The sequence below is a fragment of the Stenotrophomonas genospecies 3 genome, assembly GCF_054473855.1.
In genome coordinates this window covers 363709-378245 of record NZ_JBTMUR010000002.1, presented here as the reverse complement: position 1 = coordinate 378245, position 14537 = coordinate 363709, and the positions used below count along the sequence as shown (strand labels likewise).

12 protein-coding genes are annotated in these 14537 nt (G+C 65.0%); 8 read left to right on the top strand and 4 right to left on the bottom strand.

The window, feature by feature from the left end:
- Positions 1-65: 65 nt before the first annotated feature.
- Genes ACX9OT_RS04100 through ACX9OT_RS04085 form a run of 4 tightly spaced genes read left to right on the top strand, consistent with a single transcriptional unit; the run spans position 66 to position 6001 of the window.
- Positions 66-2456 carry a TonB-dependent receptor plug domain-containing protein gene (locus ACX9OT_RS04100; RefSeq protein WP_459001087.1) on the top strand — a complete coding sequence of 797 codons (2391 nt, stop codon included), beginning with the start codon at positions 66-68 and terminating at the stop codon, positions 2454-2456.
- A 27-nt stretch (positions 2457-2483) separates the two neighbouring features.
- The gene (locus tag ACX9OT_RS04095; protein ID WP_459001085.1) at positions 2484-3926 is read left to right on the top strand and encodes a DUF3526 domain-containing protein; all 1443 of its coding nucleotides are present in this window, start codon (positions 2484-2486) and stop codon (positions 3924-3926) included.
- Entirely contained in the window at positions 3923-5278 is a 1356-nt protein-coding gene (locus ACX9OT_RS04090) for an ABC transporter permease subunit (RefSeq protein WP_459001083.1), read from the top strand. Before ACX9OT_RS04095 ends, ACX9OT_RS04090 begins: the two co-directional genes overlap by 4 nt.
- 12 nt (positions 5279-5290) lie before the next feature.
- On the top strand, positions 5291-6001 hold the full coding sequence (locus ACX9OT_RS04085) for an ABC transporter ATP-binding protein (RefSeq protein WP_459001081.1): 711 nt from the start codon (positions 5291-5293) through the stop codon (positions 5999-6001).
- Here the strand turns inward: ACX9OT_RS04085 and ACX9OT_RS04080 are convergent.
- From ACX9OT_RS04080 to ACX9OT_RS04070, 3 genes are all read right to left on the bottom strand, one after another.
- Entirely contained in the window at positions 5998-7839 is a 1842-nt protein-coding gene (locus ACX9OT_RS04080) for an asparagine synthase-related protein (protein ID WP_459001079.1), read from the bottom strand. The genes ACX9OT_RS04085 and ACX9OT_RS04080 overlap by 4 nt on opposite strands.
- 11 nt (positions 7840-7850) lie before the next feature.
- Entirely contained in the window at positions 7851-8555 is a 705-nt protein-coding gene (locus ACX9OT_RS04075) for a lasso peptide biosynthesis B2 protein (RefSeq protein ID WP_459001077.1), read from the bottom strand.
- A gap of 72 nt (positions 8556-8627) precedes the next feature.
- Positions 8628-8789, bottom strand: coding sequence for a hypothetical protein (locus tag ACX9OT_RS04070; protein ID WP_162292259.1), 162 nt, complete (start codon positions 8787-8789; stop codon positions 8628-8630).
- Between the two features lie 205 nt (positions 8790-8994).
- Between ACX9OT_RS04070 and ACX9OT_RS04065 the strand changes: the two genes are divergently transcribed.
- The 3 genes from ACX9OT_RS04065 (at position 8995) to ACX9OT_RS04055 (ending at position 11082) form a co-directional block, all read left to right on the top strand.
- A complete protein-coding gene (locus ACX9OT_RS04065) occupies positions 8995-9921 on the top strand; it encodes a hypothetical protein (protein WP_459001075.1) in 927 nt (308 codons plus the stop codon).
- A 138-nt stretch (positions 9922-10059) separates the two neighbouring features.
- The gene (locus tag ACX9OT_RS04060) at positions 10060-10182 is read left to right on the top strand and encodes a hypothetical protein (RefSeq protein WP_256200927.1); all 123 of its coding nucleotides are present in this window, start codon (positions 10060-10062) and stop codon (positions 10180-10182) included.
- A 45-nt stretch (positions 10183-10227) separates the two neighbouring features.
- Positions 10228-11082: an AraC family transcriptional regulator gene (locus tag ACX9OT_RS04055; RefSeq protein ID WP_107431947.1), complete on the top strand. Its 855-nt coding sequence runs from the start codon at positions 10228-10230 to the stop codon at positions 11080-11082.
- A 58-nt stretch (positions 11083-11140) separates the two neighbouring features.
- On the opposite strand, the gene ACX9OT_RS04050 is transcribed toward ACX9OT_RS04055, so the two are convergent.
- Positions 11141-12145, bottom strand: coding sequence for an extracellular catalytic domain type 1 short-chain-length polyhydroxyalkanoate depolymerase (locus ACX9OT_RS04050; RefSeq protein WP_459001072.1), 1005 nt, complete (start codon positions 12143-12145; stop codon positions 11141-11143).
- A 221-nt stretch (positions 12146-12366) separates the two neighbouring features.
- Between ACX9OT_RS04050 and ACX9OT_RS04045 the strand changes: the two genes are divergently transcribed.
- The gene (locus ACX9OT_RS04045; RefSeq protein WP_459001216.1) at positions 12367-14529 is read left to right on the top strand and encodes a TonB-dependent receptor; all 2163 of its coding nucleotides are present in this window, start codon (positions 12367-12369) and stop codon (positions 14527-14529) included.
- The last annotated feature ends 8 nt before the right edge of the window (positions 14530-14537 follow it).

The window sequence follows — 14537 nt, the reverse complement described above, 5'->3', positions numbered from 1 at the left end:
TATCCATTCAGGAGCGACGTAGCCACGTCGCAGGCCACTTTCGGATGGGATCGATGGACCGGGGAATGACGAACGTATCCGCTGCCATGCCACGCGCGCTCATGGCCCTCAGCATTGCCGCTGCACTGTTGGCCAGCGTGCCTGCGATCGCCCAGAACCCCGGCGATGCCCGGCGTTCGCGGGCCGCAGGCGCAGCACCCGAGGCGCCGACCGCCACCCTGGACAAGGTGCTGGTGGTAGGCAGCAACATCCGCGATGCCATTGGCGGAGGCGCCTCGCCGGTGATCGTGATCGACAAGGAGGCCATCGACCGCACCGGCGTGGCCACCGTGCAGCAGCTGTTCGAGAAACTGCCGCAGAACTTCGGCGGTGGCGCCAATGGTGCCAACGTCGCCAACCTTGGCGTCGACCGCGATATCGGCAACAACTTCGGCCAGGGCACCGCCATCAACCTGCGCGGCCTGGGAACCGGCACCACGTTGACCCTGATCAACGGCCATCGCGTGACCTCGTCGAACCGCTACCAGTACGTGGATGTCTCGCTGATACCGCTGAGTGCGGTGGAACGCGTTGAGATCCTCACCGATGGTGCCTCGGCCATCTATGGCACCGATGCGGTCGGCGGTGTGGTCAACATCATCCTGCGCCGCGACTTCACCGGGTATGAGACCGCTGTGCGTTACGGCGCCGTGACCACCGGCGGCATGGAGGAATACCAGGCCTCGCAGTCGGCAGGCTGGTCGTGGGATGGTGGCCATGTGCTGGCCAGCTACGAGTTCCTGAAGCAGAGCAACCTGCCGGCGGTGGACAAGGATTTCTCGAAGAACGTGCGGGTCAAGCCGTACGACCTCTACCCCGGTTCGAAGCGCCACAGCCTGTACGTGGACGGCGTGCAGCAGCTCAGCGATGTGCTGACCCTGAACGTGACCGGCTCGTTCGCCAAGCGCGAGATGGACACCACCATTTCCGGCACGGCCGACGAAACCCGGTTGTTCCCGCATACGCGCCAGTTCGACCTGTTCGCGGGACTCACCCTGGATCTTCCACGCGGGTGGCAGGCGCGCCTGAATTCCGGGTTCGGCAGGAGCGATGTGTCCTATCAGCGCACCACCATCACCGGCAGTTCGGCCAGTACGGCGCCACCGACCGATACGAACTCCGAATCGCGTTACCTGGACCTGGTCGCCGACGGTGAGCTGTTCAGCCTGCCCGCCGGTGGGGTTCGCGCGGCATTCGGCGCGGGCTATCGCCGCGATGGCTATGAACTGATCGATCACCGCGGCCTGGAAAAGCCACTCGACCTGCAGCGTACCGTGAGGTCCGCTTTTGCCGAGCTCAACGTTCCGCTGCTGAAGGATCTGCCGGGCGTGCGCAGCCTGTCCCTGACCGCCGCAGCGCGCTATGACGACTACAGCGATTTCGGTTCCACGCTGAACCCCAAGTTCGGCCTGCTGTGGGAGGCGACCCAGGGGCTTTCGTTCCGTACCAGCTACGGCCGCTCCTACCGGGCGCCGGTGTACCAGGACATGCAGTTGAACAACACCGTGGTGGTGGCGAACGTGCCCAACCCGAGTGCAGCCAATGGCAACACCATCCTGATGATGCTCTCCAATGGCAATCCCGATCTGGGCCCCGAACGGGCCAAGACCTGGACCGGCGGTTTCTCGTTCGCGCCGCCGTCGCTGCCGGGGCTCAAGATCGATGCGAACTACTTCCACATCGAATACGCCGACCGTATCGGCAGCGGCTTCGGCGGCAGCTTCCCGTCGCTGTTCCTGCAGTCCACCGCACCTTACGCAGACATCCTGACCACCAATCCCACGCAGCAGCAGATCCAGCAGGCACGCCAGCTGGGCGTATCGGGGCTGGGCCTGTTCGTCTCGCGCGTGGGGCCGTATGCGTTGCCGCCAGGCATGGACGAAACCAACAGCCAGGTGATCCTCGACAACCGCTTCCGCAACAACGCCTTCACCCGGCAGCGTGGTGTCGACTTCAGCGGATCGTATGGCTTCGATGCCGGCCAGACCCACATCGGGCTGAACCTGGCCGGGCAGTACATCATCGAGTCGAAGCGGCGCGTGACCAGTACGTCGCCCGAGGTGGATGCGGTGAATTCGGTTTACTACCCGGTGGACCTCAAGATGCGCGGTGGCATCGCGCTGAGCCGGCAGCAGGCCGCGGCGGGGATCTTCATGAACTACGTGGACAGTTATCGCGACCCCGCCAATGTCGCCCGGCCCCACGTCAGCTCCTGGACGACCGTAGATCTGAACCTCGCCTACCACTTCGGTGCATCGGCGGACCCGCAGCGTGGCACCTCGCTTGCGTTCAACGTGCAGAACCTGCTCGACCGGGATCCGCCGTTCATCGTCAACAGCATCAACACCGGCTACGACCCCACCAATGCGACAGCGCTGGGCCGCTTCCTGTCCATGTCGCTGACCCACCGCTGGTAAGCCGCCATGCGCGCCGAAGCCCCTGCCTTGTCCCGGTCCGTCATGGCCATCCAGCAGGCGTTTGCTGTTGCGGCAACCCAGCTCACGTTGATGTGGCGCGAGCGGCGCGTGCTGTGGCTCGCCCTTGCCCTGTTGCTGATTGCGGGAGCATCGGTGCTCGGTGGTGCTGCACGCCTGACCCTGCAGGCGCAGGAGCGCCAGGCAATGAGCGAGGAAGAGGCGCGGCTCTGGGACAGCCAGGGCACAATCGACCCGCATAGCGCCGCACATGTGGGGCGTGCCATTGCTGCCCCCGTGCGGCCACTGGCTGCACTGGACCCGGGGCTGACGGATTACCTGGGAACCTCGGTGTTCATCGAAGGCCACGCCCAGAACCCGGCCCGGCACCGTGCCGTGGATGGTGGCACCGCACTCAGCCGTTTCGAGGGTTTCTCTGCGGCGTGGGCGCTGCAGGTGGTGGCGCCGCTGCTGATCATCCTGGCCGGGTTCGCGACCCTGTCCGGCGACGTCGCCCGCGAGACGCTGCGCCAGGAGCTCGGCACCGGTGCCTCGGCCGGCGTGCTGATCTGTGGACGCTTGATTGCCCTGGCGGCCGCCTCGCTGCTGCTGGTGATGGCCATGCTGCTGATCAGTCTTCCGGGGCTGTCCATCCAGTACGGCGACGCCACGGATCTTGCCGCCCTGCTCGCACTGGCGGCCGCCTACCTGCTCTATCTGCTGGTGTTCTGTGCACTTACCGTGGGGGTGTCGGCACTTGCCGGCTCGGCACGGACGTCACTGGTCGTGCTGCTCGGCTTCTGGGTGGTGTCCACGCTGCTGCTGCCGAGGGTGGCGCCTGCGGTTGCCGAATCCCTGTACCCGACCCCTTCGGCACCGGCGTTCAGGACCGGCGTGACCGAAGAAGCGGAGAACGGCGCGGATGGCCATGACCCGGCCGACAAACGCCTTGATGCCCTGCGCACGGCGTTGATGGCGCGCTACCGGGTCGACAGCGTTGACGACCTGCCGCTGAACTTCCGCGGTGTGGCGCTGGAGTTTGCCGAGGCCAACTCGACGCGCGTCTACAACCGCCATTTCGATCGCCTGCATGCCACCTACCAGCAGCAGGACGCCACCCAGCGCCTGTTTGGCCTTGCCTCGCCGACGCTGGCGCTCCAGTCCTGGTCGCGCGCCTTCGCCGGCACGGATTTCCCGGCGCATCTGGTGTTCCTGCGCGGCGTGGAGGACTACCGTTATCGGTTGATCCAGGCTCTCAACCAGGAAGTGAAACTGCACAAGGCACCACAAGGCGGGAAGCATGTGGCCGACATCGCCGGCATCACCCGTTCAGTGCACTACCGGCCGCCGCAACAGACCCTGGCCGGTACCGCTGCCGCGCAGCGCGGAAATCTCGTCATTCTGCTGGTCTGGCTGATGCTGGGTTGCGTGGTGGTGCTCATCTCCGCTCGGAAGCTGGGGAGATCGCCATGAACGTTGTGTCGATTGCCCGCTATGAGATCCGCCGATTGCTGCGCGATCGAGCGCTGCCGGTGCTGCTTGTCCTGCTGCTCGGGCTGGGTGCCTACGCCGCGTGGAACGGCCGCGCATGGGTGGACCAGCGGGAGGCGGCCATCGCCCTGATCAAGCAGGAAGAACAACAGACGAAGGAACGCAGCCGGGCATTCGTCGGCAAGGCGCCCTCGGTGCTGCCCCGCGCCCAGCCGGTGCTGGCGCCCGCCGCCATGGCAACGCTGTCGATCGGCCAGGCAGACGCCTACCCCTACACCGCCGATGTGGTCGCGCTGGGCGATCCGACCCTGCTGCTCAAGCACGTCTGGGCCGACATCGGCAATCCAGCGGCACGGGCTGCGGGACGGTTCGACCTCGCCTTCGTCATCGTCTTCCTGCTGCCGCTGGTCATTCTCGTGGCCACCCACGATCTGTGGTCACGTGAGCGCGAGCGCGGCATCGCGGCGCTGGTGCTGTCGCAGCCGGTGCCGGCAACGCGCCTGCTGGTGGTCAAGGTGCTGGCCCGTGGCCTGGTGGTGCTGCTCCCCGCACTGGCCATCCTCCTGGCGGTAACGATCGGGGCCGGCGCGCGCAGTCCTGCGGGCCTGGCCATGCTGGCCCTGACCGTCCTCCTGTACGGCGCGTTCTGGCTGGCCCTTGCACTGCTGATCGGCTGCCTTGCCCGCCGCACCACCGAGGCGGCCATCGCCGCCGGCGCGCTGTGGCTGCTGATCGTGGTCATGGCACCGTCGCTGGCGCTGGCCACGGCGAATCTGATCGCGCCGCCGCCGTCACAGATGCAGTTCGCCACCGAAGTAAAGGCGATGCAGTCCGATATCGCCACGCGCCAGCAGCGCGAGCATGCGACGTCGGCACCAGTGAATTCGCCGTCCCCCGTCATCTCCGACACTGTGCGCCAGGCCTACGCCGATCGGGTTGCAGCTGACCGGGAACTGGAACGTCTGATCGCCTCGCATGCGCAGGCCGAGGCCGCGCATCGCCAGGTTCTGGACAAGGTGCGGCTGCTGCTGCCGGCCGTCGTGACACAGGACGCGCTCGACCGCATCGCAGGCTCGGATGCCGACCGCGCGCTCGACTTCCAGGGGCAGGTCCACTCCTTCTGGCAGGCGCGGCGGCTGTTGCACAAGGCCTATCTGGATCGTGACGCGCCGCAGACCTTCGAAGAGTACGACACCCTGCCCCGCTTCCAGTTCCACGAAACAGCCGGCGTCGCCCAACGTGGTGTCCTGGCCGATCTCGCCGCACTGATCATTGCCACCCTGCTTGTCCTGCTTGCAGCCGTTGCATTGCGCAGCCGGCTGGCAACGCCCTGAGGAGACGTCCGCATGCTGTCTGCAAAAAGCCTGGTCATGGAACACGGTGCACATCGGGCGCTGGATGACGTCAGCTTCGAGGTGAAGCCCGGCGAGATCTTCTGCCTGCTGGGCGCCAACGGAGCCGGCAAGTCGACCACCATCAAGCTGTTCCTTGGCTTTCTGAAACCCACCTCCGGTGCGGCCGAAGTGGACGGTCTCAGTTCGCACCAGCAGCCGCAGGAGGTACGTCGGCGGCTGCTGTACATCCCCGAGACCGTGGCGCTGTACGACGAGCTGACCGGCTACGAGAATCTGGACTACTTCGCCCGCCTGGCCGGTGTCGAGGAGCGCTCGCCGGCGCGGCTGAAGGACGCGCTCAGATCGGCCGGGCTGGCGACCGACGCATTCGGGCGACGCGTGGGCCTTTATTCCAAGGGCATGCGGCAGAAGGTCGGCATCGCACTGGCCATCGTCAAGGAAGCCAGGGCTCTGTTGCTGGATGAACCCACCTCGGGCCTGGACCCTACGGCGTCAGCCGAATTCCATGAGTTGATCGTGCGGGAACGCGATCGCGGCACAGCGATCCTGATGGCCACCCACGATCTGTTCCGTGCCCGTGAGGTGGCGACCACGATCGGCCTGATGCGGGCCGGCCGCCTGCGCAGAAGGCTTGATGCCAGCACGATCACCGCGAACGATCTTGAGAGCCTGTACCTGGAAGAAATGAGCCGCAGCGCCTAGGCCATGGCCGCCGCCTGCGCGCCACGTTGGCCGGACCAGCGCCGCAGCCACGCTTCGATGTTGATCTGCGGGCCGAAGATGCCGAGCACCTGCGACGAGTGGTCCGGGCCGACCTGCTGGATGCCGGCATCGGCCAGCGCGCTGTCGAGATAGCCGCGCCTGGAAAGCATTCCATCGACCAGAAGATTCCTGATGAACTGCTGGTGCCCCTGGGTGACCGCCACGGAATGATCATCCAGATAGGATTTCACCTTCCGCGACAGCAGCACCTCCGGCAACAGGCCTTTCATTGCACGCCGCGCGATGGTGCGGTCTTCCGCGTCCGCGATGAGCAGGTGCAGCGGAATGCGCGCGAACAGTTCGACAAGCGGCTGCGCACTGATCGGCGATACGCCATGCCAGTGGCCTGCACCTTCGAAGGGATCAAGGACGCTGGTCGGAAACACCATGCGGCCGATATGGGCCAGCTTGTAGGGTGATACGCGATGCCCCTGCGCCTGCGCGTGCCGCAACCAGGCCGGCTGCAGGCCATCCTGTTCGGCGCGGTCCACCCGCACCCATGGGCAGGGTTTGCCCCAACGGCCATTGATGCTGCCTGGCCGCTTGAGCAGACCATGGACCATCGCATCCTTCAGCACGCCGTACAGTGAATCGCCGGACTGCGCGGTTTCGAAGGCGACGCGGAAGAAATCCCGGTCGATGCCGCGCCGCCAGGCGTAGTCGATCGCAGCGGCATTGCCCTTGAAACGCAGGAACACCGCATCACCGCCAACGCCGGTGAACTGCACGGTGTCACCGTCGAAGGCCACTTCACGGCGGTGGAGAAGATAGCCGGAACAATGCGCCGGCCGGGCTGTACGCGGGAAGGTCATGATCTCTTCCAGCGCGCAGTGAGGTTGCCTTCGATACTCGATGTACTCGCAACGCCTGCCCGAGGAATCACTGGCCCCTTGCACTGCCATCCGCGCGAACAGCCGTTCGTCGGCACCGATGCCATCATCGTAGTGGTGGACACACGTCACCTCCGGTGCCGACGGCGCCTGCAACAGGCCGGCCAGGATGATCGAGGAATCCAGCCCGCCCGACAGCTGCAGCTGGATGCGCCGGTGCGGGCTGGCCAGTGCACCGATGCAGCCCAGCAGCGTGGAACGCGCCAGCGACACGGCTTCCTGAAGATCTTCGATCGGCGCGTCGCGGGCCAGCCGCACCACGTCCCACTGGCAGTGCCGGCCCACCGGCTCTCCATCGCGGATTGAAACCGCTTCACCCGCTTCGACCGCCGTGACCTCCTCGAAGCCGGTCTGCAGGCCATCACGAAACGGGTACAGCAGCGAGTACGACAGGAAGGACCAGTCAACGCTGAAGTCGCGCAGACCCAGCATCAGGCAGTCTTCCATGTTGGAGAAGGCCAGCGTCAACTGGCCCACCGTGGTCATATAGCACGGGATCTCCGCAGTGGGATCGCGCAGGACGAACCAGCTCGACGTTTCCTGCTGGAAGCCGAACGCCACATAGCGGCCCCAGTAGTGTTCTACGATGCTGCGGCCCTGGCTGCTGCAGGCGGCGTCCGCTGTGGCGGGATCCAGGTTCACGCAGCAAGGCAATTTGCCTTCGCCGAACGTCTTGTGGAACAGCTTGCCCAGTACCACCAGCGCGTTCGAGCGATTGCATTCGAAATAGCCGTGGTTGTCGCTCTGCACATGGATCGCCGCGCCGTTGTCGTTCAACACGCAGGCGATGCCGGGCAGCCTGGCGCCGATCCTTTCCACGATGCGTTCCGCCTGCGCCGTCGCGGATTCCGAGTGGGTGTTCCAGAGCACGGCGATGTATCGGTACATGGCAGGTTTCGTTACAGCACCAGGATGGGAACCATCCGGCGCAGGTTGAAGGGAATGTCGGTCAACACCTGATCGCCGTGCTGCAGCCAGCAATGCGCGGCGAACGGCTGGGTTCTGACGGCGAACACCCAGGCCGGAACGATGCCGTAGTTCGACAGGAATCCGCGCATCGCCAGGCAGTAGAGAAAGCACTCATCGGTTTTCCTGAAGGCCAGGGGTCGAAGCCAGTCGAACACCCGCACCCGCAGGGCCAGTTCTTCAGCGCTTACCGGCCGGCTGTGGCCGCGATCCGCCCGACGGCGCACGGCCGACACCGTGGAACTGAAAGGAAGGAACGTTCTGCTGCAGGCGGCATAGGCGCACGAGGCGATGAATCGACGCAGGTCGCGCGCCATGATGGGCGGACGGCCTCGCGGCGCGCCTTCGCGCGCCCAGTACCGAGGCAGCGCAATGGCAGGGCTGGCAGCGGATTTCCCCTGCTGCGGATCCGCGGTGATCAGGCGGCGGTCGATCAAGGCCTGCAGAAGCCTTGGCGTGCTTGCGTCATCGGACTGCAGGGGCCAATCGAGAACGAGCTTGCCAAGGCCTGCGGCGCCGCGTTTTTCAAGGGAAAGATACTTTCCCGTGGCCTGGTCCAGAATCACCATCGCATCGCCGGTGACACAGACGTGGGCGTGCTTTGACAGGAAATACGGGGCGGCAGCCTGCTCCATCATGCGCTCCTGCGCCGGAACCGGAGAAGCGGTGCATGCAGGGCATGCACCGCAGATGCGACATTGCGCGGTAGATCAGGGCGACGTGGTCGGGAACACGCCATCCCACAACGTGCCGTGGTTGTGCGCCTTCGTTTCCGAAACCACCGAGCCCAGCTCGATCAGTTCGCCACCCATGCCCTGATCCTCAGGGTTCTGCTGTCCTGCCACTACACCCAGCTCAATCAGCTCGTTCATGAACATCTCCTATCGTCAGTGGATGTACCCGCGCATTGCGTTGGATCGCGTTGCATTGGATACGGAGCAGCCAAGCCACCATCGCCGCGACATTGCAGGGCGATTGCCGCCAAGGCACCCAAATGTTACGATATAACATATTATTTTGGCGTGACGAATGACGCCAGTGGCCCGTTGTCGATATGACCTACGAGAGGCGAGAGGGATGAGCAGCGAGATCAGAGACGACGGCCTGGATCCCACGCTTCTGCTGAAAGGGATGTTTCCCTTGCCGAAGCTCATCCGTTTCGTACGGGAGCGTTGCCCACCGGGACGCTTCGACGAGGCTGCGCTGGTGGAGGAATGGCGGACGGCACGTGCCGAGGTGCCCAAGTTACAGCAGGAGGAAGCCGGTGAGGCCGAAGCCATCAATGTCCATGCGTTGCCGGATGAGATGCTGCCGCTGGCTGAGCAGGCGCTGCGACAACCCTCGATGCACCGGATGACGAGTGTTCTGCCACGCAGTTGGCAGATGGTCGAGATCGATCGACTGGTGATCTTCCAGGAGTGCATCAACCTGCGTCACATCGATCAGTTGGCGGCATCCCTGACCGCCTCGCCCAGCGCGCAGGAGGTCATGCAGCTTGTCGCGCGCAGCGGCAGCCATGCACATCCGGAAGTGCGCTTCACCCAGTCCGATGGCAGCTACACCTTCGCGTCCACCTCGAACGACCTGCGCTTCCTCGATGTGGCGACCCTCGATCCGGCTGCCATCGCCGACTACGAGCCGTTCGGCGCAGCCAGCCACGCCGTCGTCATCTATCTGGGTTTCAGTGACAACCTGATCAGCGCCACCCGGTTCGGCAGGCGCATGGTGCTGACCAATGGCTCCCATCGCCTGTACCTGCTGCGCCGGCTCGGGTTCCGCCATGCGCCCTGCCTCGTCACCGATGCCTCCGACAGCGACCTCAGCGAGGTTCTGCTGCCGGCGGCGGTCAAGCAGGATCGCGGGTTCTACCTGTCTTCCCCGCGTCCGCCGCTGTTCAAGGACTATGTCGATCCCCGCCTGACCTGCGTCGTGCCGGTCACCCGCAAGCACTACGCCCTGCGGGCCACGCTCGACCTGCAGAGGATCACGGTTCCGGCGCTGTAATCCTGGGCCGAACCCTCCCTTCCCTGGGGCCACGTCGACAGAGATGGCCGGATTGGTGAATCACCTGGCGGAACTGTCGAATGACGGTCTCCGGCCCGCCGAATACGCTTCCCCTCCTCGGTTCCAGAGGATGCCCGCATGAATGACACCGCCCCCGCCACTGAAGCAACACACAGCAGTCTGCCCATCATTCACGTCCTGATGGGATTCATCTGCGTCTGGCACCGACATGAACCCGGGCAGGCCCGTGATGAGGAGTGAGGCACGCTGTGGCGCCCGGCCGACCAGGGTTGCGCAGGTGCAGGCGTGACCAAGGCGGTTGCCGGGCGCAATGACGTGGGCGCCGATTACCCGGATCGGGTCGCGCAGACGGTCATGGTGTTCGAACTGGACCCGATCCCGGATGCGTGGGAAATGGACTTTCATTCGCATCGGAAAGCGCAGCTGCTGGTGGCCACGCATGGCCTGATCACGCTAGAGTCGCCAGCCGGCCTGTGGGTGGTGCCGCCGCAGGGGGCGATCTGGATTCCCGGCGGGTTGACCCACCGCGCCAGCAGCAGCGGAAAACCCCATGGGTTCGTCGTGTTCATTGATCCCGAGGCGGTTCCGGGATTGCCAGCCCACTGCTTCGCGATGGCGATCACCCCGTTCATGCATGCCCTGCTGCAACGCACCGCACGCCTGCCGCTGCAGTACGAGGACGGCAGCGCCCATGCCCGGCTGATGACCGTGCTGCTGGATGAGCTTGCTGCGGCGCCGCCGGAGTGGCTTCACCTGCCCATGCCTTCCGAGCCGCGACTGCGCACCCTGGCCAATGCCATGCTGGCTGCACCGGCCGAGCGCGCAACGCTCGACCTGTGGGCCGGCCGGATTGGAATGAGCGAGCGCAACATGTCCCGCCTGTTCTGCGCTGAAACCGGATTGAGCGTGAGGCGCTGGCGGCGGCAGATGCATGTGATGGTTGCCCTGCCGATGCTGGCAAGGGGCAGGACGGTGCAGTCCATTGCCGATGACCTTGGCTACGACAGCGCTGGCGCCTTCGTGACCATGTTCCGCAAGGCGGTCGGCGCCCCGCCCAAGCGCTTCCTCGCCGAACGCGGGGCCTGGCTGCAGGCGCCCGACGCAGGCGATCAACCGCGGGCGTGGCCCGCCTGCGGTTGATCGTGCGCCCGGCGGCTGGCAAGGGCACGCCCAGGCTGCGCCCGGGCGCAGCGATCACTCAGCGCTGCTGATCCTTCAGGAACAACCACGTGATCAGCGTGGCATCCGGTCCCTTCGGGTCGGTGAACGGCAGGCCGGACTGGCTGCCGCTCCAGGCATGGCCCATGCCCTGCACCACGTAGTGCTGCACCAGCGTCCTGCCACCATAGGCATAGGTGTCCACGGTGTAAGCGCGCCCACCCGGCACCTGCCCCTGGTAGGTGCTGGTCGGCAGGTACTTCACCGAGTCGTTGTCCAGGCCGTCGTCGGCCAGATCATTGGTCTGCAGGAACTGGCGCACGGCCTGCTGGCCGTTCACCGGATTGACGGTGAGATCGGCGCTGCCATGGAACACCAGCACCGGGATCGGACGCGGTGACGGCGAGCCCGAACACTGCCAGGCCAGACGGCCATTGCTGTCCGGCGAATAGATGCTGCCGGCCAGCAACGCATAGGCGCTACCGGAAATCGTGGTCGCACCCTTGAACATGCCACCGGAATGGATGGCGCCGGCAGCGAACACATCCGAATAGCAGGCCAGCATGATCGAGGTCATCGCGCCGCCCGCGGAAATGCCGGTGACATAGACCCGGTGCGGATCCACGCTGTAGCCCGCTTTCACCATGTCCACGATGCCGGCCAGGATCGATGCTTCGCCGCTGTCGCGGGCCTGGTTGATCGGCAGCTGCCAGTTCCAGCAGCGGGCCGGATTGGAGGTGACGTTCTGCCGGGGGTAGACCACGATGAACCCCTCCGTGTCGGCCACATCATTGAAGCCTGACGCCTCGCCCATCAGGTTCGGCCCGGTCACACAGCCATGCAGCACCAGCAGCAGCGGCAGCGGCCGGCTGTCGTCATAGCCGGCCGGCACCCATACCTGGTACTCGCGGGCGCCGAACAGATTGCCGTACAGGCCGATATCCCAATGCCCGGCCGGGCCAGCGGCAACCGCGCTGCCCGCCATCGCCAGCCAGCTGCACAACACCAGCAGTACCGCCTTGATCGAATCGATTCCGGATTTCATGACCTGATCCTCGTGCGTGAGTCGTGGATGAAGGAGTACCGGGGACCGCTTCCGGTTGGGGGCGCGCCCAGTATCCGCATCCACCGGCCGCTGCCGACTGGACCTAGGTCCACTCGCTGCTGGCCGATGACACCGCTAGCCTTGGCTGCAGGGGTGGCAATGGGCCATCCGCACGCTCATGCCTGGGGGAGGACCGAATGAAACGGAATTGTTTGAGTCTCATGATCGGCGCGCTGCTGGCCACGGGGCCGGTACTGGCACAGGAATCACCGACGGCAGGCAGATCCGCTTCGCCGACCAACCTGGACAGCATCAAGGTTACCGCGCGCAAGCGTGAGGAAACCTTGCAGGAAGTGCCGGTGGCAGTCACCGCCTTTACCTCCGAGGCGCTGGACAAGATGAATGTCCAGGACATCAGCGACCTGGACGCGCAGGTGCCCAACCTGACCATCTACGCGGCGCGCGGCGCCAGCAGCACGGTCACCGCCTACATCCGCGGCATCGGCCAGTCCGATCCCACCTGGGGCGCCGATCCGGGTGTAGGCATCTACCTGGATGACGTCTACATCGCACGCCCGCAGGGTGCGCTGCTGGATGTGTTCGATGTCTCGCGCATCGAGGTGCTGCGCGGCCCGCAGGGCACGCTCTACGGCAAGAACACCATCGGCGGCGCGATCAAGTACATCTCGCGCGGCCTGCCCACCCAGACCGAGGGCTTCGCCCAGATCACCGTGGGCAACTACAGCCAGCTGGATGCGAAGGCGGCCATCGGCGGCCCGATTGGCGGCGCCGACAGTGGCCTGCGCGCCCGTGTGGCGGTGGCCAGCATGAACCACGACGGGTTTGGCGAGAACACCTTCAACGGCCAGCCGGTCAGTGACAAGCAGATCAATGCGGCACGCCTGAACCTGGGCGCGTACGCGGGCGATGACTTCGACGTGCAGTTCGCACTGGACTGGATCGACGACCAATCCGGCATGCGCGGCTCGAAGATGCTGGAGCCCAATCCGTTCCTGCGCGCCTATCCACCGATGGACAGCCGCTACGACATCCGCTCGGGCATGCGCAATCTCAACAACGTGGAGAGCAAGGGTGCCTCGGCCACGGTGAACTGGCGGCCGAACGACGACATTGCACTGAAGTACGTGGTCGCCAAGCGTGAATCGGACAGCGAGGCCAACATCGACTTCGATACCGCGCCGGTCAAGCTGGCCGACGTGGGTGGCACCTATCACGACGACCAGGTCAGCAACGAAGTGCAATTGAACTACGATGCCGGCGGCCGGGTGCGCGGTGTGGTCGGCCTGTACCAGTTCAGTGGCGAGGCGGGCGGCCAGATCCAGAACAACTACTTCAGTGCGCAGTTCGCCGACAACCAGGGCAAGGTGTTGACCGACAGCATCGCGCTGTACGCGGACTGGACCTTCGACCTGACCAGCAAACTCAAGCTGGATGTAGGCGCCCGTTACACCGACGAGGACAAGCGCGCGATCGTGCTGAACCGCCTGTACGCCGACCCAGGTTTCAGCCGGCCGGTGGCGGTGACCGCGGACTTCGACAAGAAGACCAACTTCAAGAACGTCTCGCCCAAGGTCTCGCTGGACTACCAGATCACTCCGGACATCATGGTCTACGGCCTGGCCACGCGTGGCTTCAAGTCCGGTGGCTACAACATCCGCGCCAACGCGGTGGCCGTGCCGCGCTCGGCCGAACCGTTCGATGACGAGACCGTGGACAGCTACGAGGTCGGCAGCAAGATGGCCTTCCTCGACCAGCGCCTGTTCCTCAATCTGTCGGCCTTCTACAACAAGTACAAGGACATCCAGTTGTCGGTGTTCACCGGCCTGGATACCAATGGCGATGGCGTCGATGACTCCTTCTTCGGTGATTTCACCAATGCCGGCGCAGGTACGGTCAAAGGCCTGGAAGTCGAGTACCAGTACCTGCCCAGCCAGCACTGGCTGATTTCCGGCAACCTGGCGTGGCTGGATACCAAGTACGACGAGTACATGGATCGTGGCGTCAATGTGGCCAGGCAGATGAAGTTCACCAATTCACCGGAATTCTCCGGTGCGTTCAACGTGGAATACCGCACCGAGCTGGCCAACGGCAGCAACCTGTCAGCGCGGGTGAGCTACAGCTATCAGAGCGAAGTGTGGCCGACCACTGATCTCAGTCCGGTGATCCGCCAGCAGGGTTACGGGCTGGTCAATGCCGGCGTCATCTGGCGCCTGGATGATGCGTGGACCTTCTCGCTGCAGGGCACCAACCTGGCCGACAAGGAATACCGCACCACCGGCTACAACATCCCGGCGGTCGGCACGCTGATTGGCTTCTATGGTCCGCCACGCCAATATAGCCTCAGCGTCCGTTACGATTTCTAGCGCATCCG